Genomic DNA, 18,521 nt, shown 5'->3' on the forward strand with positions numbered 1-18,521 from the left:
TAAGGCTCCAAGGAGCGTATCAGTTTTCCTTACCCGTTGGTCAAGATGGAGGCGTGATTCCAATACCTGGTGAGGTTCAGGCTCGAAGAGCATCGACGCTCAATGCTAGTGTGAGGAGATGAGCGTAGCCTCGCGCATCATCGAGCGCGCGATGACTATGCTGGTGATTGCCTAGCCACTTGGCGGGATAATGATCGCGATTGCAACGATGATACTCCCAACCCATAGCTGCCATAATGAGAGATGGAATGTCGACTCCTGCGCCGTAGCATAGACCGGGATCGCGAGGGCGGTAGAAGAGGCGGCGGCCGACAAATTTCTGTAAATACCAATCAACCCAGGCTCCGTCGAACGAAAGGGGATGGGCGGCAAACACAGGAGTACCGGGAAGGTTTTGGACCCAGTCCACCCAAGAGCGCATGGCTTTTTCCGGTTCTTTTTGATCGCTTGTGACCTCCTGCCATGCTAGCGGGTGGGTCTCCCACCATCGCATTGTTCCCGGGTCAGATTGGGCTTCCTGCAATGGCGTAAGATTTATCGTGAACTCTCCATGATCCCGGCCAGCCCTATCCCGAGCGACAGAAGCAAGGCTCAGCATGGAATGACGCCCGGGATCAGGGCCGTCAGATTCTATGTCTGTGACGATGAAAAGGATTGGTTGTTTCATTGCGCAAGCTGCCGATAACGCTTCCAGTCCCACGGCGGTACTCCTTTCAGCAAGGTGGTCGGAAAGTCATCGAGACGCGCGGGCCAGCTGGCCAAGCGCTATCGGATAATCAGATATCTTCGGCGTTCAAGTCACAGGCATACTGCACTCAAAAACAAAGAGCCAAACAACTATAGTTTCGGCGCCTTCTGCCAGATAGCCATGCCAGGTGTAAACCATGAGACGAACTCGAAATTGATCAGATTGCCGCCATAAAGTTTTGGGAACTTTTTCAATGCACCATTTACGCGCTGATCCTCGTTTGGCATAGCAATGCAATAGGTATTGTCGAAAACCACGATTGCATCATCCGCTAGGTAGGGAAAAACGCTCTCAAATTCTGCAAGCATATCCGCCTCAAGATGGGAGGCATCAAGGAAAGCGAACCGCACCGATTTCGGCTCACAGCGCTCCTTGAGAACTGCGGGCACATTCACCCGACTGTCACCCTGAACCACCTCTACGCGATCTGCAACGCCCGCAGCGGAGAGATTTGCCTTAGCTTTCGCGACATTCTCCGGCTCCAGTTCAAAAGTCACAACTTTTCCACGGCAGCGGGCGTCAACAAGTGCCTGTGCAAGGACAATGGTTGTTGACCCCCAGTTAGTACCCGTCTCGACAATAAGTTCGTAGCGATCACGGTCCAAATGGCTTAGAAGAATGTAGTAGATCAATCCCCAGCCAGGATAACCGATTGTTGCCCCTGTTTGATCGCGAGCTTCATCAATCGCTCCCACTCCTGTTTCCAGGAATGCGAGGTGCCGATTTGGCAGCAATTGGCGGTCATAATCGAACATACGATGAAAAATAGGAGATCTCATATTGTCCAGGAGTCCTGCGTTATGATTGTTAGACAAGTTCCGCATTCGGGCGGTAGGGAAAATATTCCCACGACGACGGCAGGGTGACCAATCCCCAATGAGGCCTAGTTCCTGTTGTCACCGTGAGCACTTCATTTGGCTTTCGCCAAAGAAATTCGGTGCCGTCGACAATCGCAAGATTAGAGTGATAAATGCCTGCGTTAAAAGCAAGATTAGGAATTCTCAGTCGGACAGATGCTCGTCCGTGCTTGTCAGTCTTGATGCTTTTTGATCCCTGGTCAGTGGAAAATCCAGTGATATAAACACCATCCTGGGACCATATTGGAATTCCTAAAATTAAGTTCTTGCTTTTTATAGAGCACGTAAAATCGGCATTGAAGAAAAGTTCTTCTCCCTGCTTGATGGTTTTAATACGGTCCCCATTGGCATTGCTCCAGAAGGTAGCAACATTGGAGATCGCCTCGTTATTCTCAAAGAATTGTCCAACAACATGAGACAATCTATTGTCAACGAGTGGGTTTGGCTGCTGATCAAACTCACTCTCAAAAAAGGCTACTGCTTTTTCGGATTCACCTTTAAATACGACGTTACCCTTATTCATAACAATAGCACGATCACAAAACCGGGTAATATCATTCATACTGTGAGAAACCATAACGAAGGCCGAGTGCTCCCGCAGCGCACGGACCCGCGCAAGGCACTTCTGTCGGAAACGAAAGTCTCCAACAGCCAGGACTTCGTCGATGAAAAGCAGATCGGGGGCCGAGGTTGAAACGATGGAAAAGGCTAACCGCATAGCCATGCCGGACGAATAGCTAGCGATCGGCGCATCGATCGCATCCCCCAATTCGGAAAACTCTACGATCTCATCGAAGGCCGCTTCCAGCTGCGCTCGGCTTCGACCAAGGGCTGCGCCGCGCAGATAGATGTTTTCTCGTCCGCTTGCTGCTGGCTGAAACCCCGCGGTCAAATCGATCATCGATGCCGTCTTTCCAGCTACGGTTATCTGACCGCTGTCCGGCAGAATTTGTCCAGCCAACATCCTGAGCAGCGTGGTCTTGCCGGAACCATTCAGGCCGATAATGCCCAACGCTTCACCGCGTTGAAGGGAGAAACTGACATCCTTTACTGCGTAAAACTCGCCCTCCTGCAAAGTAGTGGCAGAGTCATCGTATTTTCTCCCGAGAAGAACTTTCGCCAAAGTTTTTCCCAAACGGCGTTGTGTGACAGCGCGGTTGCGTGCGTATATTTTGGAGACACTATCGACTTCCAAGATAACTTCGTTTTGCAATAGCATCATATGACACCACGAATACGGTATTCCATCAAATAGAAGACTCGCGCGGCGAACAAAGCGAGCAAGAGCGTCAAGCCGCAAAGCGCTACGAGAGGAAGTGGATGTGTAAGTGTCCCTACAAAAGTCAGATCCCGAGCTGCATGAATCAGTATTGCCAAGGGATTAACGCGTTCCAGCCATCTAAGCGGCCCGATCGCTGAAAGTGGAAAGATAACGCCGCTGAGAAAGATTCCGTAACGCATAACGACAATAACGACACTTTGCGTATCTGGCACAACAATATTTAAAATTGCGCACAACAAGCCAACTGATAGCGAAAATATAGCCCCCAAAGCAATGACGAACAATGCTAGCGGGGCCAGAGCACTCATAGGCGTCAAGAACAAGAGAATGACCGCAACGACCAGAAGCGCTCGCAGGAATGTTTCAAAGGCCAACGAGGCGAAGCTCGATGCAATTGCCACGCTTATCGGCAGGGACGTCTTCATAGCATCAGAGTTGCGGGATTTCACCACAGTAATTGGCTGTTCAATAAGCCCGGCAAAAAGCAGCCACAGGGTGACATTGAACGTTACATAGACGGCACGAGGCAAACCGTCGACCGCAGGGACCACGCCCGATACGGAGAGAAACACATAGACCGAAACAGGCAAGAGCGGCAGCGCGAAGTTCCAAAAGACTCCAAGCGTTGTTCCGCGATAGGCGGCCTTAAAATCGCGCTTGAAGGTCATCGCGACATGAGCACGATGCCGCCATACCTCGCTCAAAAGATGCACGACTGCAGAAGCAGTTTTATCGGCAAATCGACTGTCAGGACGGTAAACGCGGATGCGCGGGCGGTTGGATCGATCTTCAGACTCAGCCATTGCAGGAATGCTCATCAGTTGCGATCATTGCCTTGCCCGGTCTTCGCCTTAGGTCGATTGTTCTTCACCTGATAGACGGCGGTACGAAATCCTGCTCCAATTCGGGAAAGCTGCGGCAAGCCCTCAATTTCTGAGTCGACATATCGCTTGATTTCGGGCCAATCCGCAACGTCATAGTCATCGAAAAGTATATATCCTCCCGGGCGCACCAGGTCAAAGTAGTGATCGAAGTCAAACTTTACGCCCTCATAACTATGATCACCATCAATGACCAAAATATCGTAACTGCGTTTTCTTGCTTCTTTCAAAGCAGCGGGATCACTAGACATATGCTTGATTATGGTAAAATCCGCCGTGGGGATAGGCGCCAGAGACCAATTTTGCCGTAACGTCGCCTCGCTAATCTTGGCGCCAGTCAGCAGATCCCGATTGTTGGTGCCATAGTAACCGTCGAGGGGATCGATCACGGTTATATGCACAGAATCGGACTCGTTCGCAGCAGCCTCGTACATGGCCGCGGCTCCGATGCCAAACAACGTACCAATTTCGAGAATCGAGACGTCACCACGCTTCGTACCGGACGCGATTAGGCTTCGCAGGACGATGGTCTCCACGCTGGTTGCGATGCGACCCTTCATCATATTTTCGAGGAGGCAGGCGCGGTGAGCAAGATATCCGACGCGCTTGCTATCCAAATCTAGTCCCAGTGGCTTTGCCCAGTCCGAAATCAGTATTGCTATTTGCGCTTCATTCAATGTCCTATTGAAGGCTTGAAAACGGGACATATTGAACACAGCGGCCGACTTGACGAGCTCTGCGACAGTGGCGGTGGTTGCTAAAGCTTCCTCGGCCTTTGCATTCGTTGCTGGTTGGACTTTTTCCAATTGGGATAACTTCTCAGCCAGTTTCTCGGCAGCTGAGAAATGCTCGTCGCTCATACCGTGCAAAGTTTGGATTTGCACGTCAATGGAATTGGCCCGGGACGCGAAAGCCTGTTCTATCTCGGTTCGGGATTGAGTGATGGCCTGGCGAGAAGCGCGAATTTCATTGGCAAGCCCATCACGAATGGCTTTCGCGCTTACACTGATCTGGTGTTCGATTCCTCGCCGGAATATAAATTGAACGAAGCCGATCAAAGCCATCAGTCCAGCCGCCATCGCTAGACTAGCTGCAGCAGCCCAAGCCATTATCGACCAAACCGGAAACGCGAACCCGCATACGACAAGCATCGCGATTGCAAGGGCCAGGACCGAACTCGCCACCTTGTGACGATGTGCCTTGCGCAAGCACCACATTGCGAACTGACCGGCACGATTGACAACCAAACTATTGCCGCGCGCCCAGAGCACGAAACGTTCATAACTCGAATGGCTGGACATATATGTAATCGGTTTCGGTTGGGTCAGCGGACGCCTGTCGGCAGAACCATTCACCACAGAGGCTGACGTTAACACACTTGTCTTCGTGTTTCCCGCCTTTTGAGGGTTTTTCTTCTCAATTATTACACGAAAAGCTTCCGAGACGCTATCAACACCCGGATCTTCCCTGAACGCAACTATATTACCCCAAGAATCGCTTAACAATTCTTCGCCTGGGAAGGGCACGAGACGTCGCCAATCATGCTGTATACCATATCGTAGGATCGGATGCCATTCGCTTAGATAGACGGCATAACCCTTTTCTCGAAGATATAGTGCAACGTCTTTATAGGTATGTCCTAGTGGGACTGTCTTGTAATCCTCGAATTCGCACTCAATAACGTCAGGCCGTACCTGATCCCAGGGAACGCCCTTGAGAACTGAGAAATCGAAACCTTCGACGTCGATCTTGAGAAAATCGACGTGGTGAATACGACGTTGCGTAATGATTTCGCCGACCGTTGTGACATCAACCTTGCCATCCTCGCGATGCGTGTCGCGGAATGCATGAAGCCCAGATATTCCAGTGCTTTCTTCAGAACGAAAAAACGAAACACCCTGCGCTGGTCGATCGCTCACAGCACGGGGATCGATCAACACATTGTTGTGGGTTCCGAAACGCTTAACAAGCTTCTGTCGGTTAATTGGATCCGGTTCAAAACAATGAACTGTCCAGCCAAGGTTGTCAAAATAGGCAGCGCTGGTGCCAAAATGCGCACCGACATCTAGCATCACCCGACCGGGTCCCGTTCGGTTTCCCAATAGATGTGCAACTACTTCGGTCTCATCAACCCGCACATGACTGTCGCGCGAGTACTCGCCTAGGTTTTGTTCATTGCGGCTGATAACGTTTCCGGTGTTCATATTGCTTCTCTTTTCTCTGGCAGCCTCCTCCACAACGGCTGTGAAACGGCGACGAATGACATGAATATCGTGATCTGAAAACGCGACTGTACGCGCGTGCGCAACCAAGGACTCCCTTATCTCGGCGCTGAGCATTAGTTTTTGGATACCCGCCATCACCACTGCAACGTCTGGCGTATCGATTACGAAGGCACAGCTCTTTCCATTGAGATAAGCTATGGTTGCCGTTTCACTTGGACCGTGAGCAATGAGGGGCACGCCACTAGCCAAACACTCGGGCAATTTGTTCGCCATCGACAGTGAGATGTATCGCAAACTGTCGGCATCGAAATTGTATCCGATCAAAACCGCATCGCCACCTGCGAGCCACACCTTGTAGTCGCTAGCAGAAAGTTCATCGGTCTTAAAGTGGGTGTGCTTGAGCGCCCGAAAATTCGCAGCCTGCCTATTTTTCCAGAGCGGCCTCGTCTTGATTTCAAGGCGGATATCTGTCCCATCAGTCGCTATATTCTCTACAGCCTCCGCTACCCGCTGAATGCTGCACGCCGTCATATTATCGGCAAGCGCTCCTGCATAGCGAATGACAAAACCGTCGGAGGAATTGCGAACCCGATCTGGCCAATCCGAGGGATCGACACCATTGGCAAAAGCCTCGAATTCATAGCCGTAACGTGTTTTGAAAGCAGACGACATCTGGTCGCATATTGAAAGCCTGCGGACTGAATGCTTCAGAAGCCAAAGCCAATCGAGATTGAAGGTGGCGAATTGTACCTGATCATCAACCTCTAACCTCGCAGGCCAGTCGTCCATAACCCATGTTATCAGGGGAACTTCCTGCCTAGTTTTGATCGTATCCATCGCGAAACGATGCAACGCGGACGCATCAGGCACTGGACGGTAGAGTATAACCTGTGGATCAAAATCCTCGACTATGGCGCTCAATGCGTTATAGGTGTTCAATTCGAAGAATTGCGATGTAACGCCATTCTTAATCAATCCAAGCCTGTCACCGCCTTTGAAGAAGACTTGAAGATAATTTTCAACTGGCCAGTCAGCAAAATAGTTGAATTTTATTTCGCCGGTGGCAGTGCCGTCTCCACGGGCGGTGAGGTCGAACACAAGAATCCGTGGAAAATCCGTAGGTCTCACAACCGACTGAGTTCGAGAATCCTCAATTCTAGTCGAACTAGGCGCCAAAGCTCTTTGTGACCAATATGTCATTGCATAAACTTGCCTGCGAGTTTTCTTACCGCTTTGGCAATTGTCGGCCACGACCGTGTTCTCAATTGATTATCCTTCTCCAGCGTTGCGGAAATCGGTCTAAATGCAGCCGGCTTTCTTTCCGCGCCGATCTGCAAGCGTGCGCCCTTGAATTTGTTCTTGAACGTATGTTCAATGGTAACCGCATGAGTTCCAGCGGCAAACTGAAGTATTTTACGATCGCTCTCAAACGGTCCCTCGCCGTCTCTGCAGAGGGAGATCGACAGCTCTGCTGGCTGAGTCAATTCAAATTTCAGGTCACCAACTATCCTGTCTCCCTTATTTACTGAACCTGTAAATCTGTACATCAAATGATTTTCGGTACTTCCAGTCGGAATCAAAAATCGCTCGCCATCCAACTGGACTTGACCGGAGGGTTCCAGCCGAGCTTCAGAGAAAAGCGGCGGCGAGACGTCCTTATGCAGAGACATTAGTGCTATTGGCTCAAGGTAGCATTCACTCGCAACCATATTGGTAGCTGCCCGTGCCACAGCCTGGCTATGAAGGATATGAGTTTCCGGATGGTGCCTAAGCACATCGTGAACCAAATTTGAATTTGCAGATGAAATATCCTCTTGAGCTGATAGATTTTGGATAAAGTCTGTGTATCTAAATTTGTGCGCGATCCGTTGCCAGACCCGCCATACAGGATCATCTGCGACGTCACTGTGGGCGCCACTCAAAATAGCTTCGAGCACACAGTCATATGCTAGACGCCGGTCTGCCATTTCCACCGCCTTGCGCAATTCGGGCTCCCAAAAATTGTCTAGGAAACTGATGAATTCAGGATCTCCAGCTGCATAGATGGCGTTGCCATTAATATGTCGGCTAAACGATTTCGCCAGTCTGGCAGTGCCGCGGTAGGCACTCCCCATTACAAAGAATGGTTCCGAGTCGCTTACGATAGTAGACAACCTTTGTAACCAACCAGGACGGATAGGGATGCAATCGGTCTCCATGAGAAAGACGTATCGACCGTATTCGCTGGCGAGGCGCATGGTTTTGAAAAACTGGTTGTTTGGTCCGGCCTTGTAACCTTGAGTACCCACAGGCTTATGGTATGAACGGGAATACGTATCTTCCTCGCCGTCCAAATCAAGAGAATGAATGACAATGCTATCGAAGTAGCGGTTGAGCTTGAGGTGATCAAATTTTTCACGAATCTCGGCTGACGCGTCCTCCATAGCGCGATTGAAGACGAAGACCAGTTTTGGCAACGCAGATTCAGTTGCATGCAAGAAAGGTGCAAACGCAGCTTGCGACCAAAGCTGAAAATTTGCGAGAATCTGGTCCTTTTCCTTCACCGTGCATGGAATGATAACCGCGCCAAGTTGAGAAGCGCCGGTCAGCTTCTCTAACGGTTCAAACGGGAAAATCGCATTGTCCAACAAAGCAGAATTTGGATTGCAATTGACAATTCTTGAGTGGACAGAGTTTTCAAAAAAATCGTCGCGAAGCACTCGAAATGCTCGGAGATGAAGGTCACCTTGATGCACATCGGGGTTCGGTACGTTGTACCGGTCTCCCGCGCGTTGATAATCGTCAAAGAAATAGTTCGGATTGTGAGTCGGCGTTTTTGTCATACGAAGCGCAACTCCCTCGCCTCTCTCAGCCTCGGGGAGGAGTTCCACGTAGCGCAGATCGATACCTATCAAGCCTATTTTGTCATATCCCAAATAGGAACAAAATCGAACTGCATACGCGCCTGTCGTAACTTTCGAAGTGTCCGACGTCTGAAACGCTACAGATTGGATAAACTTGCGCCCAGTTGTCGCACCGCGGCGCTTGTACCAGTAGGGATGAAATTGATCACTCGACCAAAATCGGTCATCAGCGATACATTCGGGATGAAGTTCGAAGAACGAACCATGAACGAACGCGCCCTTAACAAGCTCTTCACAAACTAGACGTTTTATTTCGGCATGGTGCGTCTGAATCAACTGGTCATCGAGGCAGCAATAATAGGTTGGATACCAGCCAATGCGATCCCAGTGACGATACGCTGCGTTCATACCCAACGTGTCACAATTCTGGAGGCTTTGAAGATCAAAACCTCGAAGAGATGGTCCATTGCCAATTGCAATGATCGTACGATTTTGACTCATCAAAGTACCTTCAAAGCATATGTTTTCAGACACACCACAAACCGCCAAAAGCTTCCCACTTAGACCCGGCGAAGCACGTCCTAGTCCTGCTCGAAGCATACATAACATTGTCCGAAATGGTTGCAACATCACTGGCAGGATCGAACTCCTTATCACTCATAGCTCCTCAGCCAAGGGGGTGTATATGAGTGAACTGGCCGTGAAAAGATCAAACCGCAAAGTCAGAGCAGACCCGGATATTCTTGAGTAGATTGATGACAAGGTGGTGCTGGCGTTTCAGCTTGATTGCTTCGCGGGCCGGGCGGGTTCGACCCCTAGGCGCAGAAGAAGCGCAATTTCGCCGGTGACATTTGCGCTCCGGCCCCACCGATCGCGGAAGATGAAAGGGCGGAGATGGAATAGAGGCCGGCCAAGCTCGCCGTCGCGGATCGCGGTCCTGGCGAGGCTAGTGGGCAGCGCAACGGCTGCCCGGTCTCGCCTATCGCCCCGGCCGAAAACCCCGTGTCGGGGACGCGATCGGCGCGATCTCACCGATCGGATCGTTGCTTATCTCGAAGGGAGTCTGGCCCTCGAGCGCGGCGAACCCACCGTGCTGAGCATTGCTTTGCGGGTCACCTTCCGACCATTGGGCGGGAAGAACTTAACGCAAGCCTTGCAGCCGGGGCCACAAGATCAGCAAGCTTCGCCGACACAGGACAGGCTGGGCTCACGGACTGCACCACGATGGCGATCTTTGACGGAATCTCCACCGACTTCAGACTGTGCCGCCTAGTCGAGTCCTAAAACAAGGTAGTGTACTCGACCCGTGGATAAACCTCTAGTTGACCACCGACAGTTGCGTTGAACACCTGTATGCCGGCTTTGTCGAGCACCTGCCTAGAATAATGGTGGTGCTCAAGCATCTTGTCGACCTGCGGATGGTGCCATTCGCGGCCCTTTCCGAAGTAGCTCGGATCAAAATGGTTTGGGTCGTCGTCTTTCGTTGAAGTCAAAAGAAGACCGTCTTGACCAATTTTGCGTCCCTCCTGCTGCGCACTGGAAGGGATGCTGTAGGACGTATCACAGCCAATAAGGTAGATCGGGTCGAAGCCCAAATATGTGGCTAGCTGAAGCATGGTTATGGCCACAGTATAAGGCTGAGCAACTCGCAAATTTGCATCCAGAGAGAAAGCCGAGTCGGGAGGACTTCTGAAAGCATTCGCTTCCTCATTGAAGTAATACCTATTCGGCGCTGGCGGTATGACTGAATAAGTATCGATCACTGTACCGGAACCGTCGTGAAGTCGAAGTTCTCTCGGAAAGAAGGCGATCATGTCGGGATTGGCATCCAACATGGCAACTATATCAGACGCGCGGTCCCGAGTTACGCGAGAATCGACACATGTGTAGAATTTCGGACGCCATTTAATTCGGTCGAAAAGAAGAAAAGCAGCATTGCATGCGAAGACGTTCTCCTTATCGAGCAAATTAAGATCCATCTTGTTCAAGGAAGGACCATTGCCGACCACGAAGCACCGCTGGCCCTTGTAGGCGTGACGCAATGATCGAAGATCGGTCGGACGTCGTTCAACAAAACGGACGTCAGATATCAGAGCAGGCTTGGCCGGGCTCGCAATCTGAACCCGATACCCGCTGTGATCATGCTTGAACGCATGGGCGACCCTTATGACATTCTTCCCTGGCCTCACAATTATCTGAACAGGCTGCGATCCCTCGAAGGGGGTCGTGCCGTCTCGATTAAGGCTAACACTCAGGATAGCTTCGTTGTCGACCTGAAGACTCGCCAGAGCCTCCACCGAGGCGCCAGCGGCGACAGGCTTTGAATCAGAAAGGGTTAGATATGTGTCCGCGGCTGCGCCGTGAACGTGATATGTATCACCCAGCAACTTCACTCCAGGAGAAGCGAAGATCGTACCGGCAGTCGCAGATCGGAAAACTACATCTTCAACCTTTGTGACAGGACTCGCAACATTCCAGTTGTGTTCCGAGTAGTTGTAGCGGTAGAGCTTTGGTTGTTGGAGGCGAGAAGCGTCTATTGGTCGAAACGCCACGGAGTCGACTTCCGAATGATACTTGTTAAGGTCTGTAGAGATCTGCCCCGTATGTCTGCGGTGAAATCCGGTTATTGTGTCAACTGTGTTGAACGCGGCGAATTGCGCGAATTTTCTCCACAAGTTCCAGTCACCAGCTACTTTGATCTCGGCGTCCAAACCACCGGCACGTTTCCATAGATCAGGCGTCCAAAAGACGCCTTCTTGCTGAATGAAACGTCCGCCTCGACCGTCACAACGACCGCGGGCAATGAGGGTGGTTGGATAAACATAGGGCGGATGGACAACTAACACGGTACCGTGTTCATCTACTTGAGCGATGCGACCACCGAGCCAGCTGACATCTTGATATCGGCTGCTTACGGCAAGGGCTGCGTTTATCGCACCACTGCTGAGCAAATCGTCCGTATTGATCCACGTCATAAGCGCAGAGTCGTCGATCGGGAGATTAGCGAAGCCTCTGTTTATTGCATCGTACATGCCGTTGTCCGGAGTCGATGCCAAAGTCATTGTGATCGATCGGCAATATATTCCCTGTCCATCAGCAAGGCGGTCAATGAAACTCTGCACAATGGCGCAGGTGTTGTCCGATGAACCGCCGTCCTGTACATGGTAATGTAGGTCGAAGTCACCAGACTGAGATATAACGGAAGATATCGTCTGCGAAATGAACCGGGCTGAATTATAAGCCGGTGTCACGATGGAAACTGCTGTCACATTTACCCCTTAAAGTCGCCATTCGGCGAGCTTTGTGCCATCCGGTCGGACGAAATACAAGTCGATTTGCCAAAGAGCGTTGTCATAGGGTCGCCACTTCGGTTCGGCTATGTCGATGCAGCGCAGCCCGAATTCTTCCTCGAAGTGAACCGCCATTTGCCCAAATCGGCGCGTGGCTGGACCAAAATTGTATGTCTCGAAAATAACGAAATCGCAGCGTTCCATGAAACGGTTGGCACCGGAAAGGATAGAGCGCTCCGCTCCATGAACATCAAGTTTTAGGGCGAAACGTCCATCGAGCGACCGTTCTCGAATTATGGTATCCAATGTCACCTTTGGAACACGGATGGCGTTTTTCTCTGGTTGGTCTATTAGAGCGCCTCCGTAAGGATTTGCAGGATCAAAGCGGAAGTAGGAGTCTCCGTCAACGTCGCCTGCGGCCGCGATCAGGACTTCAACTTGCCCACCGATCTTGGCCCCTGTTTCCTCTAAACTCGGCTGCCACGCTGGCGCCGCTTCAAAAAAGAAGATCGAGGAGTCCGGCCAATGAGTCCTAACCTTTGGTCCCCAAAGGCCACGCGCTGCCCCGATATCGAAGAAATGATCGAATTTAACTCCCCATGCGGCCATTCGCTCTAGCGTCGAGTCGTGAGAGGTCGGAAGATCAAGCAGCATTCGTGGGTCTCCATTTGGACGCAAGCGCAGCAAAAAGAGCATTTGTTGATCTATAGGGCAATAGGATAAGGTTAATTCAGTTCAGTGACCCGAAGGACCGTAGAATAGTTGGCCGGGTGAGGTGTACATCATCGATGAGCTTCAATCGTCATCGACCGGAAACGACCCGCAAACCTGACTGCGATTGGAGCCCGATAGTGGCCTATGGGACACGCAGCAGTTTCTCATATCTTTTGATCAGCCGGCCCCTTTTCAGACGCGAGAGCTTCTGAAGCCAGAAGATTCCATCCAGTTGATCAATCTCGTGCTGGTGGCAGACCGACAGCAGACCATCGGCCTCCTCGATCCGCTCGATGCCCTCCAGATCCTGATAGGATAGGCGGATGCGGGCATGGCGTTCGATGTCCTCCGTAACTCCTGGCATCGAGATGCTGCCTTCCGTGTGCCGGATCATTTCGCCGGAGGTCCAAAGGATGGAGGGATTAACGTAAGTCCGGAGCCCTGCTGCCGGCGACACCTCGATCACGACAAGCCGCTTCAAAATGCCGATGTGCGGGGCGGTGATCCCGATACCAGGCGCTGCGTGCATTGTGTCCGCCAGGTCGGTGACGAGACGGCGCAACTCTTCGTCGAAGACCGAAATGGGCTCGGCGACAGCGCGAAGGCGATGGTCGGGAAATCTCACGATCGACCGAACCGTCATAGGTCACTCCACGGGATAAAACGGCAGCTACCAGCAGCTGCCTGCGAAGTCAGGTGATCTTCAGGCCGATCTTGTGACGCTTCGCCGGCGGAGCCACGGGCTCACCTAATATGGATCACAAACTCGCGCCCAGGTCAGGTCTGACTCGAACGCCGGGTAAGCCGCACACCTGGCCCACCGCCATTCTCTGGGATAAATTCGACACCTGCAGTTTCCAAGGCTGAAGATAGTGCCGTTAGTGTCGTCTGACGCGGAATGGTTTGAGCGCTTTCAATTCTGGCAAGGGTTCGAATTGTTACGCCAGATGCGGCCGCCAAATCGTCTCTCGTCCAATCAATCAGCGCACGTGCGGCCCGTATTTGCTCAGGACGTATGTCCTTTTTCATGACATTTCTTCTTGATAAAGTCACAAAAAGTGACATATTGGTCAAAACTCGGTCGCACAAGGTGCTCACAACACCCAGCGCGACCTGACCATAACCTAAGCTGTTGAGGAGCTCGGATCGTGGCTGATTCCGATCATAGCATGAGTTTTGCCTGCGTCACCCGGCGGATGGCGCTTGGCGGTGGGGTTGTTGCTGCAACCGGCTGGGCGCTTGGCGGGAATGCGCGGGCTCGAAGCCTTGCCATCACGGAGGGCAGCCCCATCTCAGCGCCCGACCCGGCGCTGGCGCTCTGGCGAGAGTGGCAGGCGGCGCATGAGCTGGCCGAGCGGCTTCACCTCAGGCAGCAGGAGCTGGAAGTTGAACTTGCCGAGCGGGTGGATTGTCTGTGCACGGTTATCAACGTTCCTGATGGCGGGGACATGATCATCTGTTCGAAGGCAGCACTTGATCGGACTATCGGCGACCGGACGGACATGGCTGCCATTCGCGCCCGGGCGGAAGCCGATCTGGCGGAACGGCAAGCACGCTGGGATGCCGCCGACAGGGAGATTGGCTATTCGGTCGGGCTGAAGGCCGAGCGGGAGGCTGAACAACGCGAGGAGAGTTTGCTCAAAGCATTGTCTGTCATGCCCGCCACCTCGCTCGCGGGCGTGGCGGGCAAGCTCGATGCGGTGATGCGTAGGGACGAGGCCTGGGAAGACTATTCAAAGCATCCCTGGCCGCAAATCCTCTCGGCGCGCGAGGATCTGGTGCGGATTGGTCGAGAGATGGCGCCTGAGCAGATTTTCCCGGGAGGATCAGATTGCCCGGCAAAGCTTGCAACTGATGCGGCAAGATCTGGATGACGAGACTTGAGGCCAGCGGTGGAGTCTCCTGTTGTGGAGGAGTTTCTTCCTGCTTTCTAAGGGTTTCTCCCGTTTCCTGCTTCATCGGACAAGTAAACCGGGCATTTCAGCCGGCGATTTCCCTGTAAGGAACGGCGTCGGCAGAGCCGGCCAGGGCCCAGCCGTCTTGGGCGGCCCTGGTCGGCTCAACCTGATCTTGGCGTTGATAGCCAGCCGGCATCGGGTTGGATGCGGTGGCCTCGCAGGGACACAGGATAATCCGCCGCTGGCGACATTCTTTGAAACGTAGGAGAAGGCGACGAGATGATGATCGGAGATCGAACAGGTTCCTCAGGCAACGGGGCGGCTCATGCTATTCACCGTCATTCCGGGCGTGCCGTGGAACGAAGGCGGAATGATGAGGCGCTCGCTTGCGCTAGAGAATTCATCGCAACTGTCGGCTGCGAGACCCCTCGCGATCCTACAAAACCGACCGCAATAAGCGCTCCTGATCCTGCTGCCCTGGCGGGGTTGCTTGGCTCGCGATTTGACCAGACAGCCGTTTTGGTTGCCGCCTGGTGTGCGTTGCTGGTGCGCTGTGAAGGTTCGGATGGCAGCTACGAAACCTGGAAACAAGTCTTCGCAAGACTGCACGACGCCACGCCTCCCGGATGATCGAGATCCGATCTCATTGACTCGACCTTCAGCCAGGCCGTGAGGCTTTCTTGGCATCAAGGGCAGGGCTCCGGCTTCGAGTGTATTATGCGTTCACACTCTTGCGTGGCCAGCCGTCTGCACCATTGGCCCGGGCTGCCGCAGCCTTCGCCGGCCATAGACTTCATCGGTGAGTACGATCCCGATGAAGCCGCTGCCGTCATTCGTGCCGATCCGGTTCGTGCGTTCACATGGAAAAAGACCGGCGAGCAGGCGATCGGGCGGGGCGCTCAGACGTCGTATGCGGTCTGACCTGACCTTGCCAGCTCAGGTGAGGGCGAATCCGGCGATGAGAATTACATACCGTGGGGTATCGATTTCTCAAAGCGCACGCCGTACCTCTGGGCCGGGCTGGCGAAGGCGCCACTCGACAAGATCGATGAGCTTGAGGCGCGGGTCGTCGCGTTGGAAGGTTGATCGGCGTTAGTTTGGGTCGAGCGATTGACGATGCCTGCGGGAACGCGGTAGCACAGTTGACCACAACGCTGAGGAACCGCGACCTTGTTCACAATGGCGAGTTGCAATGATTTCATCGCGCTGAAACGCCAGTACCGGTCAAAATACAAGGAATATGGGAGCGAATGGAGCCTGAAAGAATACGGGTCTCTGTTAATCTACGACTTTATAAAGAAGAATAAAGTCAAGCGCGTCTTAGAGTTTGGCCCAGGCTTCAACCTTTTCTTTTCCGAGCAACTTCAAGAGTTCGGCGTCGATTATTGGGCCATTGACGATTCCATCAGCACGCTTGGGATTGGGCCGAACGCTAGTCGCGCAAACGAGGTTATTGCGAAGCGGCGCGCGAACGGGCATCAACACGTACACGGCCTCTTGGGTGATAAAGCCAATGGGTTGCCAGTCGGCTATTTCGATCTTGTGTTTTCAATTTCCGTGGTTGAGCACATCGATGACGCGGTAATGCCTGCGGTGGTCGCCGACGCAAAACGAGTGCTTAACGCAAGTGGCGTCATGCTAAACACCGTCGATACGTACTATGGGTCGAAGAAACACTTGCAGTGGCACGGGAGCGTGCGGGGCGCAGGTATGACGGTTCCGCTGCCGCATCGTCTTGAATGGAGCTTCTCGGGCCACCACACGACATTTCTGGAGCGCCAAGACGTAAGGTATGTGATTTACAACTCAATCGGCAATTCCGATGTGTGGAAGACCGACACTCCATATCTGTCACAATTCGCTACTGCGGCTCATCTCGCGCACCTGTAACCCCGCTTCCTCGGCGCGACCTCCTACATTTCCGCCATCTCCGCCTATCGAATTGGCTAAAATTTCACCATAACGCCATACCAGGCCTTCTGGACATCTATCAGCCGATAATCGCTCGCGCCGAATTGACGGCAGACCGTCTCCATCCCCTTGTGGGAGAAATGGGTAACGTGAACATGCGGCAAGGCAAACAGATGTCCGGGCGTCGTGAGATTGTCGGTATGAAGTTGCCGCCAGGATACACGGTCCACAAAGGGCACTGATAGATAGACACACGCCCCGCGGTCTTTAGCTGCTTCCAGCATCTCAGCGATAACCGGTCTCGGCTGGTGGATATGTTCGAGCACGCTGACACAAGTTAGAAGGCCGAAATCTTGAACGCTATCTTTGTTCCAAAGCTCTGAACGAAGGTCTAGCAGGCTGTTGAAGAAGTCAGTCGCGTTCGCAGACGAAGCCTGAATCGTCGCCGTTGTGAATGTAGAAGTGCCCGACGAGGCGGCCGGCGGTGCCCATTGCGGCCCATCCTCGACCGCAGACGGGGTCGTTGTCGTCTTGTCCTTCCCACGAGAACTCCGCGCAGGCCGATCCGTCGCGCGCGCCGTAGCGGACGTCGAGGAAGCCCTTGAGCGCGCCGAAGGCGATTTCGCCGTCCGTGGCGCCTTTGAAGCTGAGATGCGCCTCCTCGACCAGGCCGAGGAAGTCATTGTCCCAGTTGTCCATCTCGACAATGCGCCAGCGGCCGGCAAAGGCCTTGGCGAAGGCCGGAACCTTTGCCATCAGGCGGTCTCCGTCATGAGCTTGGGCAGCCGCACCAGATTGTAGGCGGCTGCCGCGAAGGTGAAGGCCCATCCGACACGGTCGCGACCGCGGAACTTCGTCTTGTCCTGCCCCGCGACCGTCTTGATCCAGCCGAACGCCTCCTCGATGCGCTTCCTGATGCGCTGGCTGGCGGCATAGCCGCCGTGGCGGGTCGTGCGGCCGTCGATCGCCGAACGTCGGCCGCTGGTGTTCCGCGCCACGTGCGGCGTCACCTTCATCGAGCGCAACTCGTTGACGAGGTCCTCCGTGTCGTAAGCCTTGTCGGCGCCGAGCGTGATCCGCCGTGGCCGATCGGCCAGGGGCTCGATCATATGCAGCGCCGCCACCCGCTCGGCATGCCCGTCGGCGAAGGTCAGGCAGGCGTCGACCAGAAGACCGTGGCGGTTCTCCATCAGGCCATGCCCCATGAAGCACAGCTTCGCCTCCTTGCCCTTGCCCTTCTTGTAGGGTCTGGCCTCCGGGTCGGTGGTCGAGCCATGGGTGTCGTTGGCCCGCTTCTGCCCGTGGAAATCCGCTTCGGCATTGCGCCCACCGCCTTGAACCGGCGGCTCACCGGAGCCATCCCTCGGCTTGACGCTCTTCATCGACGCCCAGGCCTCGATCAGCGTGCCGTCGACCGAGAAGTGATCGCTCGACAGAAGCCGCTTGACCCTGGGCTGCGCCAGCACCGCCGCCAGGAACTTCGCCGCGATGTCGCCTTCCAGCAGCCGGTCGCGGTTCTTTGAGAATGTCGAGTGGTTCCACGCCGCGTCATCAACCCCGATGCCGACGAACCAGCGGAACAGAAGATCGTATTCCAGCCGCTCCATCAGGAGCCGTTCCGAGCGGATCGAGTAGAACGCCTGAAGGAGCATCGCCCGCAGCAGCTTCTCCGGCGGGATCGACGGCCGCCCGATCGGAGAATAGAGCGCCGCAAACTCCCCTTTCAACGCGTCGAGCGCCTCGTTCACGATCATCCGGATCGCTCGCAGCGGATGGTCGCGCCGAACCCGAGCCTCCAGATCCACGTAGCTGAAAAGCTCGCCCGTCCGCTTGTCCTCACCGCGCATGCATCGGTCTCCGAATCCCTTCGAA

General features: G+C 53.7%; 15 protein-coding genes. 3 read left to right on the forward strand and 12 right to left on the reverse strand.

Annotation, left to right across the window (positions count from 1 at the left end; genetic code table 11):
- Positions 1-76: 76 nt before the first annotated feature.
- The 10 genes from BM413_RS32665 to BM413_RS21985 form a co-directional block, all read right to left on the reverse strand.
- Complete coding sequence (locus BM413_RS32665; RefSeq protein WP_139238630.1) at positions 77-700, reverse strand: DNA polymerase III subunit epsilon; 624 nt, start codon at positions 698-700, stop codon at positions 77-79.
- Positions 701-837: 137 nt separating this feature from the next.
- On the reverse strand, positions 838-1,527 hold the full coding sequence (locus tag BM413_RS21940; protein WP_175544394.1) for an O-methyltransferase: 690 nt from the start codon (positions 1,525-1,527) through the stop codon (positions 838-840).
- A 28-nt stretch (positions 1,528-1,555) separates the two neighbouring features.
- Positions 1,556-2,800: an ABC transporter ATP-binding protein gene (locus BM413_RS21945; RefSeq protein ID WP_175544395.1), complete on the reverse strand. Its 1,245-nt coding sequence runs from the start codon at positions 2,798-2,800 to the stop codon at positions 1,556-1,558.
- Between the two features lie 23 nt (positions 2,801-2,823).
- Positions 2,824-3,705 (reverse strand): ABC transporter permease, encoded by an 882-nt coding sequence (locus BM413_RS21950; protein ID WP_091916914.1) that lies wholly within the window; start codon positions 3,703-3,705, stop codon positions 2,824-2,826.
- Complete coding sequence (locus BM413_RS21955; RefSeq protein WP_175544396.1) at positions 3,705-7,091, reverse strand: FkbM family methyltransferase; 3,387 nt, start codon at positions 7,089-7,091, stop codon at positions 3,705-3,707. The genes BM413_RS21950 and BM413_RS21955 overlap by 1 nt, the downstream gene beginning before the upstream one ends.
- Positions 7,092-7,189: 98 nt before the next feature.
- A complete protein-coding gene (locus BM413_RS21960) occupies positions 7,190-9,370 on the reverse strand; it encodes a hypothetical protein (protein WP_139238632.1) in 2,181 nt (726 codons plus the stop codon).
- Between the two features lie 746 nt (positions 9,371-10,116).
- On the reverse strand, positions 10,117-12,105 hold the full coding sequence (locus tag BM413_RS21970; protein WP_091916923.1) for a 6-hydroxymethylpterin diphosphokinase MptE-like protein: 1,989 nt from the start codon (positions 12,103-12,105) through the stop codon (positions 10,117-10,119).
- Between the two features lie 9 nt (positions 12,106-12,114).
- Entirely contained in the window at positions 12,115-12,780 is a 666-nt protein-coding gene (locus BM413_RS21975; protein WP_175544397.1) for an FkbM family methyltransferase, read from the reverse strand.
- A 202-nt stretch (positions 12,781-12,982) separates the two neighbouring features.
- Entirely contained in the window at positions 12,983-13,483 is a 501-nt protein-coding gene (locus BM413_RS21980) for a peptide deformylase (protein ID WP_091916927.1), read from the reverse strand.
- Between the two features lie 134 nt (positions 13,484-13,617).
- Positions 13,618-13,905 carry a helix-turn-helix domain-containing protein gene (locus BM413_RS21985; protein WP_348272920.1) on the reverse strand — a complete coding sequence of 96 codons (288 nt, stop codon included), beginning with the start codon at positions 13,903-13,905 and terminating at the stop codon, positions 13,618-13,620.
- Positions 13,906-13,988: 83 nt separating this feature from the next.
- Between BM413_RS21985 and BM413_RS21990 the strand changes: the two genes are divergently transcribed.
- The 3 genes from BM413_RS21990 to BM413_RS22000 all read left to right on the forward strand — a co-directional run bounded on the left by BM413_RS21990 (position 13,989) and on the right by BM413_RS22000 (position 16,628).
- A complete protein-coding gene (locus tag BM413_RS21990) occupies positions 13,989-14,714 on the forward strand; it encodes a hypothetical protein (RefSeq protein WP_139238633.1) in 726 nt (241 codons plus the stop codon).
- Positions 14,715-15,455: 741 nt separating this feature from the next.
- Entirely contained in the window at positions 15,456-15,659 is a 204-nt protein-coding gene (locus BM413_RS21995; RefSeq protein ID WP_139238634.1) for a hypothetical protein, read from the forward strand.
- Positions 15,660-15,917: 258 nt separating this feature from the next.
- Positions 15,918-16,628, forward strand: a complete 711-nt coding sequence (locus tag BM413_RS22000) for a class I SAM-dependent methyltransferase (RefSeq protein WP_091916934.1) — start codon at positions 15,918-15,920, stop codon at positions 16,626-16,628.
- A gap of 432 nt (positions 16,629-17,060) precedes the next feature.
- On the opposite strand, the gene BM413_RS22005 is transcribed toward BM413_RS22000, so the two are convergent.
- Both BM413_RS22005 and BM413_RS22010 read right to left on the reverse strand, forming a co-directional pair.
- The gene (locus BM413_RS22005) at positions 17,061-17,405 is read right to left on the reverse strand and encodes a hypothetical protein (RefSeq protein WP_091916936.1); all 345 of its coding nucleotides are present in this window, start codon (positions 17,403-17,405) and stop codon (positions 17,061-17,063) included.
- Complete coding sequence (locus BM413_RS22010; RefSeq protein WP_091916938.1) at positions 17,405-18,496, reverse strand: IS5 family transposase; 1,092 nt, start codon at positions 18,494-18,496, stop codon at positions 17,405-17,407. The genes BM413_RS22005 and BM413_RS22010 overlap by 1 nt, the downstream gene beginning before the upstream one ends.
- Positions 18,497-18,521: the final 25 nt, after the last annotated feature.

The organism is Mesorhizobium sp. YR577 (genome assembly GCF_900116595.1).
In the GTDB taxonomy this organism is placed as follows: domain Bacteria; phylum Pseudomonadota; class Alphaproteobacteria; order Rhizobiales; family Rhizobiaceae; genus Mesorhizobium_M.